This window comes from Flavobacterium poyangense, assembly GCF_011751075.1.
GTDB classification, from domain to species: Bacteria; Bacteroidota; Bacteroidia; order Flavobacteriales; family Flavobacteriaceae; genus Flavobacterium; species Flavobacterium poyangense.
Map to the genome: position 1 here is coordinate 337,377 of NZ_JAALLN010000001.1, position 22,031 is coordinate 359,407.

Here is a 22,031-nt window from a genome sequence, read left to right on the forward strand (position 1 = left end):
ACACTTCAATAACGGATCTACATTCGTTACCGCTTTAAAATCTAAATAAAAAAATATGAATACACATCAAAAAGATCTTTCGTATTTCAAATTACGATTAGAGGAATTATTACTGACCAGCTTTCCTGAAAAAACAGATAATCACAAATTTATAGAACAACGTTCATCCTGGGCAGCGAATGCTTACCAAGGGGCTTTTCTATCCGGAAATCCTATTGCTCAATGTGAAGAGATTGCAAATTACATTCTCTTTGAAGGCTTACATTTCTCTAAATTCGATACAGTATTTAAGGTCGTTTGCAACGAATTTGATACCCTAATGGCAGACGAAGAACTACGTCCTTTTGCCCTTAAAATGTTTTGGGTCTGTGAGCCTGTTTTCGCCAACTATCTACTTAAAAATGATTTTGCAGATACCTCAGAGTTTGATCTACTCTATACCGAGCTGACAGGAACCATAGCTATTTGGATCGACGAAAATGGGCTTCAATAAACGCCAGCATCTCCAGGACAATAGTGAGGCGCTTCGGATTGCTTTTAAATTAGAACAGGAAAACCGGCAAGCTTCAGAGGAAGAAAGAGCCACAATGATGCAATACAGCGGATTTGGCGGGCTTAAATTCGTTCTAAATCCCATAGAGAATGAAATAGACATCAATCATTGGAGAAAAGCTGAACACGACTTATTTCCACTTACCCGAAAACTTCACCAACTACTCAAAGAAAATTCTACAGACGAAAAGCAGTACAGGCAATATGTCAATAGTATGAAAAGCTCCGTCCTTACGGCTTTTTATACACCACCACAGGTTATAGATGCAGTTTCCTCTGCACTGCATGAAAGTGGTTTGAACATGGATAAATTCCTCGAACCTTCCGCGGGCATAGGATCATTCATACAGTCCTTTTCAGAAAATCAAAAGGCCCATGTTACGGCTTATGAAAAGGATTTATTAACAGGTAAAATTCTAAGACAGCTTTATAATGATAGTAATATCCGAATAAGCGGTTTTGAGGAAATTCCGGAAAAAGAACAAAATACTTATGATGTAATTGCCAGTAACATTCCCTTTGGTGATACATCGGTATTTGACCTTTCCTATTCTCGAAGTAAAGACCCCGCAAAAGTACTGGCAGCCCGAAGCGTTCACAATTACTTTTTCCTAAAAGGAATCGAAATGCTGCGTGATGGTGGCATAATGGCTTATATTACCTCACAGGGTATTCTCAACAGTCCTAAGAATGAACCTATACGCAGGGCACTCATGCAGAGTAATAATTTAGTTTCAGTTGTGCGCTTACCCAATAATCTCTTTACCGACTATGCAGGAACAGAAGTTGGTAGTGATTTAATTGTCCTTCAAAAGAACAAAGCAAAACAAGGTCTGACCGAGACAGAAGAACTGTTTTGCCAAAGCAAGCAAACACAATACAATACCCCTGGTAATGCGCTTCTTCTTCATAGTACAAGAATTGTACATACTGACCAAAAATTAGATACCGATCCATACGGACAACCTGCATTGATTTATACCCATAAAGATGGGGTTAATGGCATTGCCAAAGATTTAAAACAATTGCTTTTCGAAGATCTTAACGAGCATCTCAATTTGAGTCTTTACAGAAACAAAGGCAATGATGAGCCGGTTATTTATATACCAACAACACAAACGACCTCCCCACCGATTGTTAAACCTGTAAATATTCAGCCAGAAATACAATCTTTATCCACTCCGGTAATTACCAGCAAAAGCCCGCTGGAATCAAAGCAGCTAAGCATTTTCGACCTCTTTGAAAATATAGATCAACCCTCAGTAGTTCCCGCCAAGTCAAAAAAAACTACAACAACTAAAAGACAAAATACCAAGACAAATCGCCAACCAACAGGTCCTCAGATGGATCTCTTCACTAGTACAATACCACCAGTTTATACAACGGATCTCACCCATAAAACAACCAATGCTAGACCATTATCGGATGGTAAAAAACAGGAAGCTATAGGTGATCTTTTTTCGAACATAAACGGTAATGGTCAGATCGATAACGGAGCTGTTCCCTTTACCATACCTAAACCTGCTCCATATACTGACCCCTTGCAATCCTTTCATCGAAACGATTGCTTGGTCATGGATCAGAACTGGGTAGGTTATTTGCAAAATGTAAATAAGGCAGACAGCACGGCTGTTTTCCATCCCCTACAACTACCGACATTACAAAAAGCAAGAGCCGAAGCATATATCAAAGTGCGGGATATTTATCAGCAATTATATATAAAAGAAGCTGAACTTCAAAACGAGCATAAGCAAGAAAGGGAAAAACTCAATCATCTTTATGACACCTTTTTTAAAAGATACGGAAGTCTTAACAGCACCGAAAACATCAAGCTTATTAAAACCGACAGTGCCGGAAAAGAAATGCCTTATCTGGAACGTGTCATTGGAGGGATTGTACATAAAGCAGATATATTCAGCCATCCGGTAAGTTTCTCAAACCTTTCCATTGCAACCGACAATCCTGAAGAAGCGCTAGCGGCATCACTGAATAAATTCGGACATGTGGATTTGGACTACATGTCCAAAATCAGTGGAATGACCAGTGACTCTTTGAAAGGAGCCTTACATGGTCGTATTTTCTATAACCCCTTAGAGAGGGAATATGAAATTTCTGAACGCTGGATTGCCGGTAACGTAGTAGAAAAAGCTCAAAACGTAAGAGCTTATATCGAAAACAATCCTGATGACACAGCTGCCAAAACAAGCCTTATTGTATTGGAGGAAAACCGCCCAAGGCGAATTGAATTTGAGGAACTCGACTTTAATTTAGGCGAACGCTGGATACCCACAGGTATCTATGCCCACTTCGCATCTTACTTGTTCGATACTGATGTACTGGTTCATTACTCGGAAAGCTCCGATGATTATTCCGTAAAGTGTGACCGCAAAAACGTACACATTTGGGATAAATATGCTGTTAAAGCCGAGAGCAGAACCTTTGACGGTATTGCACTTCTCAAACATGCTCTTGTTAATACTACGCCCGATATTACTAAAAAGGTGATCGTTGGCAATCAGGAAGTAAAGGTTCGTGATATGGAAGCCATACAAATGGCAAATACAAAAATTGACGAAATACGTACTGACTTTACCGAATGGCTTCATGGCCAGAACGATGAGTTTAAAACAAGGCTTACCAACCAATACAATGATACCTTTAACTGTTTTGTTCGCCCGAACTATGATGGAACACATCAGGACTTTCCCGGCTTAGACCGTAAAGCATTAGGTATTGAAGACTTGTATTCCAGCCAAAAGGATACCGTTTGGATGATTAAGCTCAACAACGGTGCAATTTGTGATCATGAAGTAGGTGCCGGTAAAACATTAGTAATGTGTACCGCGGCGCAGGAAATGAAACGTCTGGGACTGGCTCACAAGCCGATGATAATAGGACTCAAAAGCAACGTCCATGAAATAGCCGAAGCCTACCGTACTGCTTACCCACATGCCAAGATTTTGTTTCCGGGAAAAGAAGACTTCACACCCCAGAAACGGCTGCGTATTTTCGGTGATATTAAAAATAACGATTGGGACTGCGTGATACTCACGCATGATCAGTTCGGCATGATTCCACAGTCACCCGAAATGCAAAAGGAAATCCTTGAAATGGAACTTGACAGTGTGGAACGAAATCTCGATGCATTGCAATCGCAAGGCAAAGAAGTCACAAGAGGAATGCTTGCCGGTGTAATCAAGCGAAAAGAAAACTTAGAGGTAAAACTTAAAACCCTTGAGCATGATATCGAGAACCGCAAAGATGATATTGTGGATTTTAAAATGATGGGCATTGACCATCTTTTTGTGGATGAAAGCCACCAGTTTAAAAACCTGATGTTTAACACCCGTCACACCCGGGTGGCAGGATTAGGCAATGTGGATGGTAGCCAAAAGGCAATGAACCTGCTATTCGCTATCCGTACCATACAGGAGCGAACGGATACCGATATGGGAGCAACTTTTCTTTCAGGTACCACCATCAGCAACTCACTGACGGAATTATACTTGCTTTTTAAATACCTGCGACCGCGAGCAATGGAGAAACAAGGCATATATTCTTTTGATGCCTGGGCAGCCATCTATGCACGAAAAACAACCGATTATGAATTTTCGGTGGCCAACAATATTGTAGCCAAAGAACGCTTTCGCTACTTTATTAAAGTTCCGGAACTGGCGCAGTTCTATTCAGAAATTACGGATTACCGTACAGCAAAAGATATTGGTATTGACCGCCCCAATAAAAATGAGGTGTTGTACAACATCCCCCCTACACCCGACCAGGAAGTATTTATCAAAAAACTAATGGAGTTTGCCAAAACAGGAAATGCAGAGCTATTGGGCAGACCAAAACTGAGTGCCAGCGAAGAAAAAGCAAAGATGCTCATCGCTACTGACTATGCCCGCAAGATGTCACTTGATATGCGTATGGTAAGTGGCAGGTATGACGATCATCCTGACAACAAAGCTTCGCATTGTGCAGCAAACATCGCTAAATACTACAATCAATACAATGCTCAAAAAGGAACGCAGTTCGTTTTCTCTGATTTGGGCACTTATAAACCGGGCGAATGGAATGTTTATTCTGAAATCAAACGAAAGCTCGTAGATGACCATGGAATACCTGCCCAAGAAATCCGTTTTATTCAGGAAGCTAAAAGCGACAAGCAGCGCAAGGAAATGATAAGTGCAATGAATGAAGGTAAAATCCGTGTAATGTTTGGTTCCACCAGTATGCTTGGTACTGGGGTTAATGCTCAAAAAAGAGCCGTAGCAGTCCATCATCTTGATACGCCGTGGAGGCCAAGCGATCTTGCCCAACGTGATGGAAGAGCTATTCGAAAAGGAAATGAAATTGCCAAATTCTTTGCCGAAAACCAAGTAGATATAATTATCTATGCAGTTGAAAAATCATTAGACAGCTACAAATTTAACTTACTATACAACAAACAACTTTTTATAGAGCAGCTCAAATCCAATAAGCTCGGAAAGCGAACCATTGATGAGGGCAGTATGGATGAAAAATCAGGGATGAACTTTTCGGAATATGTGGCTATTCTTTCCGGGAACACTGATCTGCTGGATAAAGCGAAACTGGAAAAACAGATTGCCGGATTGGAAAGCGAAAAGCAAGCATTTAACCGATCCAAATTTAGTTCCAAATACAAATTAGAAGATACTATTGCAACACTTACAAATGCCAGATCGCATCTGGACAAATTTAACCTTGACTGGAACAACTTACAGGCTCGTCTACAAAAACAACCGGACGGTACCCTATCCAATCCCCTTCAGCTTGAAGGTCTATCACTTAATTCCGATGTACAACAAATAGGAGCTAAACTCAATCAAATTGCCGATAGCACCCGTACCGCAGGAGAATATGAAGAAATTGGTAGTCTGTACGGATTTCGACTATTAGTAAAAACTGAAGTGTCTGAAAAAGAAGGCATCGATATTCGAATAAATCGTTTTTTCGCACAGGGCGAAAGCGCCATAAAATATACCTACAATAATGGTATAATGGCTAAAGATCCTCAAACAGCGGCTACAAACTTCCTTAAATCATTGGAAAAGCTACCAGGATATATTCAGCAGGAAAAGAAGAAAATAGCCGAACTTGAAAAAGATCTTCCTGTACTTCAGGAAGTCGTTAATGGTACATGGACAAAGGAGAGTAGATTAAGTGAGCTTAAAACCGAACTTGCTGCCGTTGAGAGGCAGATACAGTTGTCTATAACACCCGAAAATAAAGAACGTGATGAAACAATTGAAATCAATAGTATTCAGCCGCATAGGGTCAGCCGTTTTAGTTAGTGGTTTTGAGTTGCTATTTCAATTACTTGTATTTAATTTCTCGTTTAGAAATTTCTACAAGTTTTAGCTCATTTTTATTTTTGCCTTCGTAAGTTTCCATTTTTGTCCAATTACCTTTCTTATCATAATCATAAACTTTTTTTACCGTTTTGATATATGAGCCATCTGAGGCTATAAATTCATCTAATATCATATTTTGAAAACTATCATATTGAGTAATTTGTGTTTTATATTTTTCGAATCCAATACTTCTGTAATTCCCTATAATTTCTTGCTCTTTTATTTTGTTGCCAAACTTGTCATAATCAAATTTGTAATTATACCCCACATATGATTCTTTATCAGAGTAAATGTAGATGCCCTTTACTTCAACTTCGTTACCCTTATCGTCATAAGAATAATATTGGTCAGTATTGTGGGGAGAAAATTTTGCTAATTGATATTCTCTAATGAGTAAATTCTTAGAATTATATTGATATGCAAACAATGGCTTTATTATACAATTAGGATCTCCATAGCTAGAACAATTACCTTCTTCAATCAAATTGCCCTGTTCATCGTATTTATATTGAGTCATCTCAACTGCCTTGTTTTCCCCAAAACTATGAGTAAGTTTTAAAACTACTTTGTCGTTACTGTTATATTCATATTTCTCAATTTCGCGCAAATAGTTAGATTTTCCTTCTTGAGTTTTGGGATTGTAATTACTAAATCCTCCAAAAAGATATTCCATTTTTTCAGTCATTCTATTTTTATCATCATACTTGAAAGAGGTTTCTTTTACTAGAATATTTGTATAATATTCTTTTAATAAAATCAGATTCCTGTTTTCATCATATTCATAAACGTCGCCATCATTGCCAAAGCTGAGTTTATTAAGCTTAGAAAGTAATTTACCTTCTTTGAAAGTGTAGTGAACTTCTTCATTTACGAGCTTTTTGGAAAGAATTACATCTAACCCTAAACCATAATAGATGATTTTATCTGGTAATCCTTTCTCGTTAAAAAAATAGACTAATGAATCAGAAAACTTCCCAACTACATTTTCATTTTTTACCTTGGCACTTGCGACCTTTCCATTTAAAGTTAATGTCAGTTTATCTTCATCAGCTAATTGGAACTTTGTATTTCTTGTTTGCCCCAAACACATAAAGTTTATTATAAATAAAAATACTGTTCTAATTATTACATTTTTCATTAATTAATTTTTATAAAATAACTACCGATGGTCGCGTTATTGGTGAAGTTGGTAAATATCTCGTTGTCCATTATTGGTCGTAAAACTTTAATTTCTGCACGAGCGCAAACTCAAACTTACTAATACTTGGAAATGATCATTTAGCACGTGTAACTTGATATTCATCTAATACTTTTTCTTTTCATTTTTTTCTCTAAAAGTCGAGCAACCCTGTCCCGGCTGTTATAAATATAGTAAAGAAGATCTTTCTAAGAATACAAAAACATAATGGGACATGCTACATTAATTATTGTAATTGTGCCAATCTTTGCTGGGCTTTTAGAAGTATTTCATCAGTAAATAAAACTCTATATTTTTCCTTTTGAATTATACTTTCAATTGTAAGATCGAGTCTGTTAATATGAAACATCTTTATTAATCCTGAATGTAATTTTTCTGTGCCTTCTACTATCAGACGATTTGCTGCGCCAATAGCACCATAATCGTAAATCTGATTTAGAATAATCGATCTATTAATTTTTGCACCAGCTTTTATTGATAAGTCCACAGAAGCAATTAGTTCGTCATGTAATTCATTCTCTAAGATTAAAAATGAATCTTCTTTTGTTTCTGATAAAAGCGCATCATGTGAACCTAAAATTAATTTGTCGTAGCTAGTGACAATTTCTTTAAGATTTCGAAAACGGATAGAAAATTGCTTTAAAAGTTGTAAATCATCGCTTTGAATAACAAATTCATGATTATAATACTCCGCAGAATAGGTCCAATTATAAGAGCCAGCAATTAATTTGACTCCATCAAAAATAGCAAACTTATCGTGTAGAAATTTTCCACTTCGTGTCTGTAAAATATAGACCTTCCCTCCTTTTTTAATGAAGCTTTCAAAAGACAATCTTGTATTTTCAAAATGATCACTGATTATTATTTCAACTGAGCATCCACTTTCGAGTTTATCACTTAACTGTCCTAAAAGATCTTTGTTAGTAAACCATGCAACAGAAATCACTATTGATTCTTTCGCGCCATAAATATTGGATTCAATGTTTTTTTTGATGTTTTTGAAGAGTGCTGTTGTCATAAAGTTTAACTAATGTTTGACTAATAACTAAAGTTGTCAATATAGAGAATCTTCATCGTGTAAAGAAACTCCTGATCCCTAAAAATAGGCCAGTTTGGTTAGCTGCAGATTACTGATCAGCCGTTGAAATTATAATTCTGTTTTTTCTATTGCTATCAGTAATTGTTTAATTTTTTCTTTACAATCATCGAAGAAATAGTCGTCCTTAATAATGTCGTTTTCCCAAACATCGAGAGTTAGATTTGTAAAATAAGAATAAAAAGGCCACCAATTACTTTCTTTAGCAGAACCAACATTTAAACTCTCCAATTCTTCATGAATTTTCTTTCTAGTTTCTTCGGGAATCCTATACACATTAGGATTATTACATAGACCATAGAAACACCTGTTAGATTCAAAAGTAAATCCTATCCAATATTTGCCTTGCCAACTCGACTTTGTTAGATGAAATCTTATATAGGATTCCTCGCTGTATTCAAAATGATATTCCAATCCTTGTTGCAATGCAAATACTTCCATTTTAGGGTTAAAGTATTTTTCAGAAAGGTAATCAAACGTTGCAGAATAGTTTTGTGAAATTACTTTAGCAGCACGTAAATTTTCTATTTTAGATAGTACCTCGGTAATTTCAGTTTGGTTTTTTATGCTCATATCTTGGTGCGTTAGTTGCTTTACATGATTGATATATTGAATTATTGTTTCTCTTACAATAGGATGGCGTGACGAAATTGCTACACATTCTTCCAGCCATTTAATTATATGATCTTGATATGAAATTGATAAATAAGAGATTCCTTCTCCACTTTGTAAAGTGGCTTGATCTCCAAATAGTGTCAAATACAGTATTTGGTAGCCATTCCGGTACATTTGAGCATACTTGTCATATCTTTTTAATTGTTCAGGCTGATCTTTTGCATAAATTTTATTTTCTATGATTATAGCATTCTGCCGATTATCCTCAATTAGAATATCGATCCGTCCATGTCGGGTTGAGTGTTCGGTATGAATTCTTGCGCTTTCAAAATTGAAATTTTTGATTGCAAAAAAATCTCCCAGTGTTTCAATAAAACACTTTAATAAATCCGATTTTAATCCGTGTGTTCCAACGGGATTTAAAAACTCAGAAATAATTGCAGAATGTGTGTTTTCATAATGATTGACCCCACATATCCGGAACATATTAAATCGACTACCAGTTGCGTCTAAAATTTCTGTATTTTTTTTATTTATAATCTTAACTTGATTAAGCAAGTTTACTATATCCATAGAATTATCTTTTTCATGTAAAATTTACTGTTCAGAAACTGTCCCTAGTAGAAATAATTTTCCCTAGATCTCCCCAGTATAATTAAATTTATTTTAGTGATAAATATACCCTTTTATAAATAATTGAAAGAATATAATGTAAGAAAATTACTCAGTCAACTTATAGGCTCTGGAAATATTTGTTTTACTTATCCCCTTTAATATTATCCTTTGATACTAAATATTGTAAATCAGGATCATTTTTTATACGCATCATTTCACTTTCCACAATATTCAAAACGTCCGATTTTATCTGCTTGTAATTTGCTTCAATTTCGTGCTTCATTTGATCTTCTCCATACCGATCAACAAACGAGCGAATCTTCGGAATCTTTTTAAAGGTTTTGGTTTCAGCAGCAACCTTATCATTATCTACTACAATTTCAGCATGAAAAATCTTTTGTTCAATACGTTCATCAAAATTGTCTGATACAGATCCTACAAACATTCCTTGCGTTAGGGTTGATATTTTAGAAGCCGGTATCAGACTGTCTAACTGTGTGGAAATAGAAGTAGATTTATCATTTCGATTGATGGTCATACTTTGTCTTTTTTGCAATACTTTCCCAAATCGTTCCGAGAGACTCTTTGCTGTTTCTCCAACAACTTGACCGCTAAATACGTTACCAACGGTATTCTGAATGACCTTACTTTCCTTATCTCCATAATCTCTTGTCAATTGTGAAAAATCCTGAAAACCAAGACATACAGCAACTTTATTTGATCTGGCAGTTGCAATCAAATTGTCAAGTCCTCTGAAGTAAATTGTAGGTAACTCATCAATGATAACAGAACTCTTAAGCTGTCCTTTTTTGTTAATGAGTTTTACAATCCTTGAATTGTATAATCCTAATGCTGCCGAATAAATATTCTGACGGTCTGGATTATTGCCTACACATAAAATCTTTGGTTCTTTGGGATTGTTAATGTCGAGTGAAAAATCATCCCCTGTCATAACCCAATAAAGCTGTGGGGAAATCATCCTTGATAAAGGAATTTTAGCCGAAGCAATCTGTCCTTGCAACTGGTCTTGCGCTCCACCTTTCCACGCATCCATGAACGGGGATAGATAATTTTCTAATTCTGAATAAGTGGTTAGGATCGTAAAAACGTCTTCATATTTTTTATTGAGCAATTCAATTGCGTGTGGAAAAGTGCAATACTTCCCGTCCTGATAGATTTTCAGGTACCAAATGATAGCTGCCAAAAGTATAATTGGGCTTTCCACAAAAAAATCCCCCTGCTTCTGTATCCAAGACCTGTTCAAATTTAACATGATCGTATAAGCTGCCTCATAAGCATCTGAAATATCAGTCATAAAATCAGGATTAAGCGGATTGCAACGATGGCTTTTACGGGGATCATCGAAGTTTATGACATAAAACTTAGGGGCTACATTATACTTGTCGGAATGCTTTAGTAAATGATTGTAAGCGATTGTAGAAAGGTCATCAAACTTAAAATCATAGATATACATCGAGAACCCCTTTTCTATCTGTTGCTTGATGAAATTATTTACGACAGCATATGATTTACCTGATCCAGGAGTTCCCAGTACAATAGTTGCTCTAAAAGGATTAACGATATTGATCCAGCCATCGTTCCATTTGCCTTTATAATAAAATTTAGTAGGTAAATTGATCGAATATTCGTTTTCCATTAGCTTGGTTTCCTGTTGAAAGCTCTCGTTCTCATTATTGAAAACATCCTCCATCAGGTTATTTTTCAATAACCTGCTCATCCATACTCCTGCCATCATTAAAGCGATATAACCTAATGAGATAGTAAAGATATAGAGGAATGTACCTCTTGCTAGAGATAGGTTTAATAACGGAGTGTTAAGAAAGAAAAGGATAAAACCAATGCCCAAAGCCACGTTAATTTTAGACCACGTTACTTTTTCATTCTTTACACCTTTTGTCCCTAAACAGCTCAAAGCAAGCAAAACTAAAGCGAATACTTTGGTATAAAGGGTATGTGAGAACAAACCTGCCGTCTTGTCGAAATTGTCTAATATCTTGTTGATTACTTCCAACGTCCAGTCACGTTGTAAAAAGAAACCGTAGCAAAACCAATAAAGGTGCATCAGTACAAAAAGAATACTTACTGCCCTCATAAAAGCCATTATTTTCGCCAAACCTCTTAAATCATCTTCACCCTGCATATTATAAATACTTTAAAATTCTGGTGTCAATTTAAAATCTTACAGGCATTGCTGTTAGATTATGGCAGTATATGGCTTTATGTGGTATCTTTTAGGTTTTGTACTACATAAAAATATTATCCAAATAAATCGGATAATTCTCTAAATGTTCTCCCCTAATTCCTTTGTAAAGATCAATCAAAACACCGAACTTAAATTTAGTAGAAAAGTCGCTATTTTATCAAATTGCTGTTGTGTGTTCGTGTTTTTTAAAATTGTTTATCAAATGTTTTCCCATTAAATTTATAAACACCACCTTCTGCCATTCCAAAAAGCAAGTTTTTGTTTTGGTCTTTATAAATGCTCCAAATCATTTGAGAACTCAATTTTGAGTCAATTTTGTAATTTGTCAACTTTTTACCGTCATATTTCCAAGCTCCTGAATCTCGATCTCCAAACCAAATGTTTCCTTTAGAATCTTCTTCAATGACAAAAACGGACTGCAATCCCTTATTTTTAGTAAATTGTTGCGTTTTAGTGTTTGCTTCAAACTCATTCATTGGGATTAATTTTCCTTGTTCTTTCGAGAAATGAGTTAAAGAATTTCCCTGTTTAAGTATTACGCCAATTCCATTATTTCCAAACCAAATTCGACCTTTTGAATCTGCTAATACACTTCTTATATGCAAAAGCTCATTATCTTTCAGGTTAAAGGTTTTATGGTCAAAAATAGTTACCTTTTTACCATCATAGTTAAACAGTGCTGCGTAGGTTGCAATCCAAACTTTTCCGTCTTGCTCCATTGATATGTCTGTTACACCATAGGAATTATTCAGATTTACATTTTTAGGCTTTGGAAAGATTAAATAGTTCATATTCTTTCCATCAAAACGACTTATTCCGTCTTCTTCGCCTGCGTAAAACCATAAATCTCCAATGGTTTTATTCCATTCATATTTTGGTTCATTATTTTTTATCGGATAATGAGTCAAAGTTCCTTTGTCATACGCACTTACACCTTTTGAAGTTCCAATCCAAATTTTGCCTTTATTGTCTTCCTGAATTGAACGGATTTGATTGTCTGATAAACCTTCATTGATTGTAAAGTATTCAAATGATGTGCCATTATAGAGACTCACACCTTCACTATTACTTCCAAACCAATAATTACCTTTACTGTCTTGAAAGATAGCACGTATTCCTGAAGTGAATTTCAAGGTGTTAGTTTTTGAAGTCGCAACCAATTCTGGCTTGCTTGTTTCTTTTTCTGTTGATTTCTTTTCAAAACAAGAAAAGTTCAGTTTCAATATGAGTATTAAAAAAATCAATTTTATTCCTTTGTTCATTTTAGGTTTTTGAAATATGATGCACAACAAATTATATGTGTAATAAAAATACACGAATATCTCAAATGTAGATTGGAATGGCGTAAATGCATACCATTTTACAGTTTTTGTTAAATATAAAATTTTAATATAATAGTTGTTTTACTTTAGAACATAATTTATTAAAATAGAAACAATTACGACAATGATTCATTCAGCAAACATTGTTTTTTTCTGATGTGTATCCATTTTTTTACTAATTTTATACAACTGAAAAACAATTACTTAAAGCAGAATACAATTTGATTCATTAATCTCAAAAAACGATACCTATGAATTCGAATTATCCAGATGCATATCCCGGCGAAACTGAAGAAGAGTATTTAATCAGACTGGAACAAGAAAGTAAAAGTTCAGTTGGGCTTATTTTTTTAATCTCTTCTGCACTATACTTTTTCTTAAAAACAGGAGTTATTTATGGTTTGTTTATGTGTGCGGGCTATCTCCTGTCTCAAAAAATGTGGGGTTTAGAAACAGATAAAGTAAAAATCTGGGGTTTTACTGCCTTGTTTGCTTACCTTATACTTTCTTTCGTTTTTTTCCTAAAAGGAGCTATCATTAGTTTGCGATCAAAAAAAAGTCCGTTTTGGATGTTCCTATGGATAGTATGTGTCCTGCCATGTTGTGTCGTTCCCGCTTTTATTGTAAAAACTGCAATAGCCAGTATGTTTCTCATTACAGACCGTGACAATCCATGGTGTCTTGGGCTTAGCTGGGGAGCATTTGTAATTGTTGCTTTATATGTGTACAACATCTATCAGTTCAAAACACCAAATGCACCAAGAATCTTTTATTGGAGCTTTGCTCTGGGAGTTAAAGCTTTTCGAGCAAACAATTAATTTAGAAAACTATCTCGTATTCTTTCTTTCCTTCTTCGTCTTTCGAATAAAATCAACTTCCTGATAATCTTCGTCCTTGTTTAGTGGTAATAATCCTGCTAAACTCTCAATTATTCCGCTTTTTTCGGTAATAAATTCAGATGTATCTTTATTTAGAAAAGCGAACAACTTATGTGGTTCTTCATTTATAAAATCATCTTTGGCCTCCCACTTTAGTGCCTTTGGGAATGGAGCTTTAACTTCTTCATTTTCACTTTTAATATCATGATTCCATGAATTATTAAAAATGTTAGCTGAGAACTCTTTCCCGAGTCTGGAACCGTTCCAAACACTTTTAGAGTTATGGTCAATGAAGGTAATACCATAAACACGTCCAACTTCATTTCGACGAACAACGGTGCTAATCCCTAACTCTATCAGTTGTCTTTTAAAACTCAACTCATCCTTGGTTGAATTGATTGCTTGGTTAACAGCAGCTTTTATCGTTTGCTTTACCGGACTATCATTTAACTCCAATTTTGATTTTATAAAATGCAATTCCAAAGCCACTAATCCCGAATGTTTACCAAATAGAGAGGCTTTAAGTGGATGCCCTGCCTTCTCTCCATTTTCTTTCAAAGCAATATACAATAGCCCTTGTCGCATTTGTCCCTGAAGTTCCCCTTCGATTTTTTCCGTAGTAATATTAAAAAGAGAAAGTAAGGCATTATACTCGCCTAAAGTTTGAAATCGATAATATTTGGGCAAATGCCTTACAACTGAAGCGATTTGACTTTTTACATCACCTGACTTGTAGTCTACAGGCCTAAAGATCTTTTCGTTTTGAGTACGTTCTTTATCAGTTGCGGGCAATAATCCATACTTACTTTCCAGTTCCCGACATATTTTCATGGATCGTCTTTTTTCAAACTTATCAGATATTTTTTTACCCTCTTCATCCACACATACGGACACAATGTGAATGTGAGTACGATCAATATCGGTATGCTTGAATACTACGAAAGGTTGTTCACTGTATCCCATTTCCTTCATATATTGTTCCGCCATTTCCCGAAACCTGTCATCACTTACCTTGTCTTTGGGGTCAGGATTGAGTGAAATATGTAATGTATGTTTTTCTGTATTGCGATTTGCATATAGGTAAGGAGCGAAAGATTGGGCTAATTGTCCAGTGGAATACTGTCCATTTTTAGTTTCAATCATCTTATTTACCAACAAAATTTGGCCTTTCTCCTTCTCTACCTTAAGTTGATTGTAAGCCAATGCCCCGTATAAATTACTACTTCTTCCAATTTTTGCTACCATCTTTAAGGCTGTTTTTTCAGATATTTTACTTCAAATTCCTCTGTCAAACGAACAATTTCGCGAGTAACTTTTACAAGTTCTATGGTTTCTTTTTCTAATTTAAAAAGATATGCTGCCGCTTTTTTCTCTGAGAAATGACGATACAATAGCTTTACAATCTGGTTATAATTTACTCCTATAGAACGAAATTGACTGTGAAACGAGGTCAGTCGCATGTAAAAATCAACTGTTCCTTTATCAATTTTAACTGATCTCATCTCTTTTCCAAACAGCAGAGAAATAATAAACTTTGCTTTATTACACTCTCCCGACATTTCTAAAAGTGACAGCAGTTTAGCATTTTCCTTATCTGTTAGACGAAAAACATGGCGATGTATACTTGGATCAGTTTTAAGTGTTCTCCCTCCTCTATTGCGTTCTTTCTTGTTGTTTTCTTCCATCATAAATCCATTTTTAATTCATACATAAACCCCGACTTTGGAGGGCGTTTTCCAGCTCCATGCAATGGCAAGTTGTTTTGAGGCACGAACGGAGTTTCGAGTGCCTCAAAACACAACTTGCCGTGTTCAGTTGAACACCAAAATCCGTCCGCCTGTCGGCGGAACCGGATTAAAGTAAGCAGGGAAAAACGGCCTCAAGCCGTTGCAGTTACCTCCAGATTTGTCAAAAGTCTTTTGCATAAATGAGTTAATAAAGTTCACTGCACAAATTAAGAGCCTCTTTTGGAATAGTCTGTTATTCAAAACCAGGACAAATAATGCCTTTGAATTCCAAAGACTGCCATTTTAACTAACCTGCACATTTATCTCCATTTATTTGTACCAACAAAAGGATATAGATACATGAGTGATTATTCAGCTACCAACATAAATACCTAATGATCTATTTGGCTCAACAAGCAAGTAAATACAAGAATGAGTATCTGCTTAAACAATTCAATATATAGTTCCGAATAGACAAATCTATATATGTATTCTAATATCCATATGTGTACACATCTGTAAACTGATACAGGTTGGTATTTATGCACTTATGCCCTGGGATAAATAGATAAGTATTTAGTGAGCTAATTGTACAGATATAAACCTATTTAGATCTAATCATGTGTATGTAGTTATCTACTGACTTACATATTTCTGTAGTCAGATAATAAAATATCTAACAATTAAAACAATTTAAAAATGAATGCAAATCACAAAACAGTATTTATCGCCTTTTCTTCTCAGAAAGGCGGTGTCGGTAAAAGTACCTTTACAGCCATCATAGCGAGTACTATGTATTATAGATTAGGCTACAATGTAGTAGTATTTGATGCAGATTTTCCGCAGCATAGTCTGATGAAAATGAAAGACCGCGATCTAAAGATGATAATGGAGAATGAGAATTTAAAAAAACAAGCTTATCATCAATTTACAACCATCAATAAAAAGGCATACACAATTATTTCGCATAAAGCTGACAGTGTACTGGAAGCAGCTCAGGAATATATAAATACGTCTCCGATTCCAATTGATATCGTCTTTTTTGACCTGCCCGGTACCGTCAATACTCCAGGTATTCTAAGAGCATTGGCAGGAATGCATCATATTTTTACCCCCATCACAGCAGATCGATTAGTAATGGAAAGCACACTCATTTTTACCCAACTTTTGAAAGATGTAATTATGAAAGAAGGTCAGACTTCTATAAAAACAATTAATCTATTCTGGAATCAGGTAGATAACAGAGAGAGTACTCCTTTATACGAAGTATATACTACTCTTATCAATCAACTAGGATTTAGCTTACTACATAGTCAGGTCAAAAACAGTAGCCGTTTTCGCAAAGAAAGCGAGGTGAAGAACAAAGTTGTTTTCCGCTCTACACTTATGCCTCCTGACGAAAGGCTGATGAAAAACTGTCAATTAGACCTATTTCTGAAAGAATTTTTAAAAATCATTCAATCATAATTATCATGGAAAGTGAAAACAAGAAGAATGTTACCCCAAATATTAATGAAGAATTAATGATGAATCTCATGGTTGACGGAGTGAAAAAAGAAGGTCTACGGCTTCCATTTAAAACTACATCCGAATCAATTGCCACAGAAGAAAGTAATGTGAATGAAGCATTACCTGAAAAGCCTTTAGCTAAAGAAAAAAGTCGAACAAAAAAGGTCAATGAAGCTCTGTATGAAAATATCTTTTTCAGAAAAACAGATACTAATGCCCGCGATGGAAAAACAGTTTATATCCGACCTCAATTTCACGAAAAACTCACTCGTATTATTCAAGTAATTGGTGAAGACAAGATTTCTATTTATTCTTATTTGGATAATTTGCTGGATCATCATTTTCAGGAATTTAGTGAAGAAATTACTAAAAACTACAACAATAAGTATAAACCAATTTAAATAACTGAATCATGAATAAAAAACAAAAGAAACTCAAGCAAATGGAAGACAAAGAAAAATTTCCCTCAATATTCTTGACGAATCGGTTTCCTTCAGGTCGCAACGGAAAGGTTGTTTACATACGTCCAGAATACCACGAAAGATTATTGCGTATCGTACAGTTAACCAGAGAAGAAAAAACCACCCTCTACTCCTATATTGACAATATTCTGGAATACCATTTTAGAGAATTTGGAGACAACATCACAGATTATTTCAATGAACGTTTTAAACCCATTATTTAAGCTATGGAAACAGTAATTGTAATTTGCCTGCTTATTATTATCGTCCTGCTTTTACAGGATAAAACTGTAATTCGAAAAAGGTCGGAGCCAAAACCACCACAGGAAAAGATTAATCCAAGCGTACCTAGTATTATGGGATTACCCAAAGCTGTAACCAGACATTCAATACCAAATGTTGCCTCTGAATGCCAATCTGAAGAAGCTTTTACAAATCCCAGTAATTTAGACATTGAATACGACGAAAATGAAAACGTCCCAATTCAAATTCCGCAGGAAGAGCTGGACAATGTTTTTAGAAATGTACCTGATTTTGAGCAAGAGGAAGAAGAATGGAAAAGGTACTCGATAGCCAATGATGAATACGGTTTAGCCTTAGGGGTTACCTTTGAAGAACTAAGCTCCGTGGGGATGCTGTTACAACAAAATACACTTGACTCATCCCAAAAGGAAACAGCGCTTGCATTAGTTCATAAAATACAAGGAACCGAATTATTCACCTTATTGGAAAATTCGAAGGAAAGTGTCTCGAGAAAAATAGCCGAGCTATTGGACAACAACCTTTTGACTGAAGCAAAAGCCGGTTCTTCCTCTTCGCGGAAAAGTGATCTGAATAATTTTGATATTCAGGAATTTATTTAATAATGCTTGAGAAAAATTATCTAGTTATAGTTTTTCTCAAGCATTTTAATTTAAAACTTTAGCCATTGAATCAAAGTAGTTACAAGCAGCCCATAATTTCTTATTTCCTATTACATAAAAACGTTTTTTAGCTCTGGTAAGTGCAACATTTAGCATATTGGGCTTCTGTGAGGCCCAATTCCTTGCTCCCGACGATTTAGGATCACTACCTAAAACAAGGAAAACTATATCAGCTTCTTTTCCCTGAAATCTATGTATCGTACCACACGATACTTTTTTATCACCTCTAAAAACACTATCACAATAAGTAGCTATTGATTTGAAAGGAGAAATAACATAAATATCTTCTTTAAATCCTGAATTTCTTAACTCCTGAATTTTCTGTTGAAGCAGATTTATTTCTTCAACAACGACATGCTTATTTACTAATGTTATTTCAGTATTTACATTAAACCAGGAAGATGCTCCAATATACTTTTCTTCAGAGTTTTTATTAATTGCCTTTACCATTTGATCACTGTATGCAATTTTATTTGCAATTGAAAACATAGGATCATCACAACGTCTGTGTGTCCGCAATGGAAATCCTGTCCATATTTTCTGGTCGGTATCACCTACAGTCATATAAGTCCCAGCTCTTGAAACTCTGTCCGCCAACTGCTGTACTGATACCCGATATGGCGACCAATCTACTGGCAGGTTATGCTCTTTTCTGAGCTCTAACATCAATTTTTCCGGCATAGTTACAACTGGTTCTACTTGTAGAGGATCACCAACAATTACGCAACGTTTAGAGCGATGAATTAAACCTGCTGCTGATTGTGGAGTCGCTTGTCCTGCTTCATCAATTAACAACCAACCAATTTGTTTTCTATTGATATTTGGAAATAATCTGCTTGCCGAAGCAAGGGTAGTAGAAACTACAGGAACACACAAGAAAAAAGTATCCCAAAGATTCTGAGATACCTTAGAATCAACTTTAATCCAACCCGCTATCATTTCAAAATATGCATTTAGATTATTTTTAACATTCTTTGCATTAGCGAGAATCACATCATGGTGCAGTTGTAATGCTGATAGCAAAATTTCACTTCTTAATTTAGCTATTTTGCGAGAATGATATGGATTTAAAAGATGAATATCCAGTATTTCTTTTTCGTAAAAAGAGATATCAAATATATTTTGTGTGTCAATTTCGTATTTCTTATTCAACTCATTTTTGAGTTTTTTATAACCCTCAAAAAAAGTTTTCAATTTACTTAATTCTGTATTGAGATCTTTCTTTTTACTGATTAAACTCTGGGTTTTATCATTGTTACCCTTGAGCTTTTGCCTTAAAATATCTAATTCAGAATTGGATTTGTTAAGATGTCCTACGATCTCACCCGCTTGAATATTCCAAATTTTGAAGTTCCGGGTACCAAAAAGCTTTTGAAAAAAGAAAAATGAAGGTTTTCGCGAAGCATGCAATTGCACCGTTGACTGAATTCTCTCAACATCTTTTTTTAAATCGTTTTGCTTATCAACTAAAATTTCTTCTTCTTTTGATAATTCATTTAAACTCTTATCTATCTGTTTTAATTCTTTAAGAATAGTCTTCTCTTGTTTTATATTTTTAATGAATTCAGGCGTTAAATCATGAAATTTAGAAGCTGTTTTTTTAAAGGCTTCAAATTCTGCTAATAGGCTTTTAAACTTTTCATTTTCTTGTTCAAATGCATTATTATATTGATATGTTTTATCATTATTTTCGTCCTTATAAAGGTCGTGTAATACGTCCTTAAAACCTACAATTCCTTCCTCTACATTGTTCATCCAAAAGGACTTCTTAAAATTGCTTCTATTTTTAGCATTACCAAGTGCAGCAGCCAAAATACCCCAACTTTCTTCTTCGATTAGTTTAGTAGAACATTCAGAGAAATAATCCGCATTCTGAAATACAGATTTATCAATCTTTGCTTTTGCGGGAAGTTCTTTAGTGATGTTTTCTACCGCAGCATTGTTGTTACTTGCCACGACAATTCCAAAATCATTTTGTAGTTTAGAACTAAGATTGTAAGTATACAAATCATAGCCAGACTCTTTAACAATTTTATGATACCCTTTATTAAATATACTACTACAGCCAAGCTCCGAAATTTTCTTAGCCCTCTCTACAACAACTTCTGCAATTACATCCAATAATAACGTTGTTTTTCCTGTTCCTGGAGGCCCATTAACCCCTTGTACTCCTTCAGTATTTTTAAGATTTGAAAAAATGGTGTTTACCGCTCCGCTTTGAGCAGTATATAAGCCATGTTCCACATTAGAAGGCCACCTTCCTGCAGTTAATTGGTTTGGATGAATCGCATCAAATAAAAAGTGCTTCTGCTCTATTAAATCCCTTCTATTGTTTTTATTTGGCTCTAAGGTCAAATATTGCTGAAGAGTTGCGCTTAAATCGGCCTTTTCTAAACGGGATAAATAATTCAAATCATCCAGATAAAAACTGTTTAAGAATCCTGTATTAGGCTCACTATCTTTAGGTACTTCTTCCGTTAAGAGAAAAACTTTAATTTCTTGGTTCTTCCACAATGTAAGTTTGTCCAAATAAGTTATTTCTCTTATAATATGTTCCGAATAAACTACATCACCTTTTGGGGAATTTTGCTTTTCTTCAAGTATAACTTTAGGAATGTTGTAGCGTTCCAAAAAATCTTCTTTAACCTTTTCCAAATCAAGCGAAACAGTCGATAGTTCCTTTTTTTTCTCTAAGGCATTAATCCCAAAAATATAACTTGCCGTTACATAATTATCTTGCTGAGGGCGACCTTCTTCATCTAATATTAAAGCTGAAAAACAACTAAAGCCCTGTACCGTTTCTTCCCAATCATTTATTTTATCAGACTTAAGTAATGTATTTAAATAATCAATAATATATTTCTTCTCAATCTTGCCAAAAATTAAAGTATATCTCCATTTGTAATGCTGTTTTGGAGCCCTCACTTTATGTAACCAAGGTAAAACTTCATCACCCTTTAGAAGTGCTGCATCTTTATTTAAATCAGGCAGGTCAAATATCTCTACATCTCTCCAGAATCTTAATATGTCTTGTTGTTCCAAACTATTTGCTTTAATACATTGATAGTTTAGCCAAATTAATATTTTTTTAATTAAAAGCCACTCAATACCAAATAATTCCACTGACTGCCACTTTATTAGACTGCTCCCTTTTCCATAACACCTTTGTTTTTGAAAACTCACAAAGTGTGGGATAACACTAACAAATTAATCCGCTTAATTATGGAAAAACAAAGAAAAAAAAATCTATTTATGATGGTAGCAATACTATCAATGTTTGGGGTCTTTGCCCAGGGAGACGGCGCTGCAGGTATTACCGAGGCTACTCAAATGGTAACCTCCTATTTTGATCCCGCAACCCAACTAATTTATGCCATTGGTGCTGTGGTTGGCCTTATCGGTGGAGTTAAAGTGTACAACAAATTCAGCTCCGGTGACCCCGATACCAGTAAGACTGCTGCTTCGTGGTTTGGTGCCTGTATCTTCTTAATTGTAGCCGCTACAATCTTGCGCTCTTTCTTCCTTTAATCTCTTGC

Annotated in this window: 16 protein-coding genes; 8 read left to right on the forward strand and 8 right to left on the reverse strand. The window is 35.2% G+C overall.

From position 1 onward, the window contains the following. The first annotated feature begins 55 nt into the window (after positions 1-55). Both G3A47_RS01355 and G3A47_RS01360 read left to right on the forward strand, forming a co-directional pair. Positions 56-493 carry a DUF1896 domain-containing protein gene (locus G3A47_RS01355; protein WP_166919689.1) on the forward strand — a complete coding sequence of 146 codons (438 nt, stop codon included), beginning with the start codon at positions 56-58 and terminating at the stop codon, positions 491-493. Then, positions 480-5,867: an N-6 DNA methylase gene (locus G3A47_RS01360; protein ID WP_166919691.1), complete on the forward strand. Its 5,388-nt coding sequence runs from the start codon at positions 480-482 to the stop codon at positions 5,865-5,867. Before G3A47_RS01355 ends, G3A47_RS01360 begins: the two co-directional genes overlap by 14 nt. A gap of 22 nt (positions 5,868-5,889) precedes the next feature. Here the strand turns inward: G3A47_RS01360 and G3A47_RS01365 are convergent, their stop codons facing one another. The 5 genes from G3A47_RS01365 to G3A47_RS01385 form a co-directional block, all read right to left on the reverse strand. Further along, positions 5,890-7,065, reverse strand: a complete 1,176-nt coding sequence (locus tag G3A47_RS01365; protein ID WP_166919693.1) for a hypothetical protein — start codon at positions 7,063-7,065, stop codon at positions 5,890-5,892. 286 nt (positions 7,066-7,351) lie between these two features. Then, complete coding sequence (locus tag G3A47_RS01370; RefSeq protein WP_166919695.1) at positions 7,352-8,143, reverse strand: phospholipase D-like domain-containing protein; 792 nt, start codon at positions 8,141-8,143, stop codon at positions 7,352-7,354. 129 nt (positions 8,144-8,272) lie between these two features. Continuing rightward, on the reverse strand, positions 8,273-9,409 hold the full coding sequence (locus tag G3A47_RS01375) for a PDDEXK-like family protein (RefSeq protein WP_166919697.1): 1,137 nt from the start codon (positions 9,407-9,409) through the stop codon (positions 8,273-8,275). Positions 9,410-9,593: 184 nt separating this feature from the next. Next, positions 9,594-11,612 (reverse strand): conjugal transfer protein MobC, encoded by a 2,019-nt coding sequence (gene mobC / locus G3A47_RS01380; protein ID WP_166919699.1) that lies wholly within the window; start codon positions 11,610-11,612, stop codon positions 9,594-9,596. Between the two features lie 248 nt (positions 11,613-11,860). Further along, positions 11,861-12,937, reverse strand: a complete 1,077-nt coding sequence (locus G3A47_RS01385; RefSeq protein WP_166919701.1) for a ligand-binding sensor domain-containing protein — start codon at positions 12,935-12,937, stop codon at positions 11,861-11,863. Positions 12,938-13,248: 311 nt separating this feature from the next. On the opposite strand from G3A47_RS01385, the gene G3A47_RS01390 reads away from it, so the two are divergent. Further along, positions 13,249-13,815 (forward strand): hypothetical protein, encoded by a 567-nt coding sequence (locus G3A47_RS01390; protein ID WP_166919703.1) that lies wholly within the window; start codon positions 13,249-13,251, stop codon positions 13,813-13,815. Between the two features lie 9 nt (positions 13,816-13,824). Here G3A47_RS01390 and mobB read toward each other — a convergent pair whose 3' ends face one another. Together mobB and mobA are read right to left on the reverse strand one after the other, a co-directional pair. After that, positions 13,825-15,120 (reverse strand): conjugal transfer protein MobB, encoded by a 1,296-nt coding sequence (gene mobB / locus G3A47_RS01395; protein ID WP_166919705.1) that lies wholly within the window; start codon positions 15,118-15,120, stop codon positions 13,825-13,827. Positions 15,121-15,122: 2 nt separating this feature from the next. Continuing rightward, complete coding sequence (gene mobA / locus G3A47_RS01400; protein ID WP_166920991.1) at positions 15,123-15,560, reverse strand: conjugal transfer protein MobA; 438 nt, start codon at positions 15,558-15,560, stop codon at positions 15,123-15,125. 741 nt (positions 15,561-16,301) lie between these two features. Here mobA and G3A47_RS01405 point away from each other — a divergent pair. Genes G3A47_RS01405 through G3A47_RS01420 form a run of 4 tightly spaced genes read left to right on the forward strand, consistent with a single transcriptional unit; the run spans position 16,302 to position 18,435 of the window. After that, complete coding sequence (locus G3A47_RS01405; RefSeq protein ID WP_166919707.1) at positions 16,302-17,069, forward strand: ParA family protein; 768 nt, start codon at positions 16,302-16,304, stop codon at positions 17,067-17,069. A 5-nt stretch (positions 17,070-17,074) separates the two neighbouring features. Further along, complete coding sequence (locus tag G3A47_RS01410) at positions 17,075-17,512, forward strand: DUF3408 domain-containing protein (protein WP_166919709.1); 438 nt, start codon at positions 17,075-17,077, stop codon at positions 17,510-17,512. Between the two features lie 11 nt (positions 17,513-17,523). Further along, positions 17,524-17,796 (forward strand): DUF3408 domain-containing protein, encoded by a 273-nt coding sequence (locus G3A47_RS01415; RefSeq protein ID WP_166919711.1) that lies wholly within the window; start codon positions 17,524-17,526, stop codon positions 17,794-17,796. 3 nt (positions 17,797-17,799) lie between these two features. Beyond that, complete coding sequence (locus tag G3A47_RS01420) at positions 17,800-18,435, forward strand: conjugal transfer protein TraD (protein ID WP_166919713.1); 636 nt, start codon at positions 17,800-17,802, stop codon at positions 18,433-18,435. 45 nt (positions 18,436-18,480) lie between these two features. Here the strand turns inward: G3A47_RS01420 and G3A47_RS01425 are convergent, their stop codons facing one another. Beyond that, positions 18,481-21,618 (reverse strand): DEAD/DEAH box helicase, encoded by a 3,138-nt coding sequence (locus tag G3A47_RS01425; RefSeq protein WP_243860367.1) that lies wholly within the window; start codon positions 21,616-21,618, stop codon positions 18,481-18,483. Between the two features lie 99 nt (positions 21,619-21,717). On the opposite strand from G3A47_RS01425, the gene G3A47_RS01430 reads away from it, so the two are divergent. Continuing rightward, positions 21,718-22,023 carry a DUF4134 domain-containing protein gene (locus G3A47_RS01430; RefSeq protein WP_166919715.1) on the forward strand — a complete coding sequence of 102 codons (306 nt, stop codon included), beginning with the start codon at positions 21,718-21,720 and terminating at the stop codon, positions 22,021-22,023. Positions 22,024-22,031 lie beyond the last annotated feature (8 nt).